The organism is Streptomyces sp. NRRL WC-3605 (assembly GCF_001509795.1).
Lineage (GTDB): Bacteria > Actinomycetota > Actinomycetes > Streptomycetales > Streptomycetaceae > Streptomyces > Streptomyces viridochromogenes.
This window is the reverse complement of sequence record NZ_LLZN01000025.1, coordinates 1-246: the sequence shown is the minus strand read 5'-3', so window position 1 is coordinate 246 and position 246 is coordinate 1. Positions and strand designations below refer to the sequence as shown.

Annotated in this window: 1 rRNA gene; it reads right to left on the bottom strand. The window is 57.3% G+C overall.

Annotated elements, in window-relative coordinates:
• Positions 1–162: 162 nt before the first annotated feature.
• A 16S ribosomal RNA gene (locus ADL34_RS05625) occupies positions 163–246 on the bottom strand; the annotation flags it as partial.

Genomic DNA, 246 nt, shown 5'->3' with positions numbered 1-246 from the left:
CCCCGCTCCCCTCGACGTTCCACGCTCCGAAGAGCAGTACTAGAAGGAGAAGACGATCAAGTGTGCCGAGTAGTCAACGTTCCACCCATGAGCAACCAGCATCAGACATTCGCTGATGTACTGGCCTCTGGACTGCCGAGGCAGCCTAGAAGTGCTCCTTAGAAAGGAGGTGATCCAGCCGCACCTTCCGGTACGGCTACCTTGTTACGACTTCGTCCCAATCGCCAGTCCCACCTTCGACAGCTC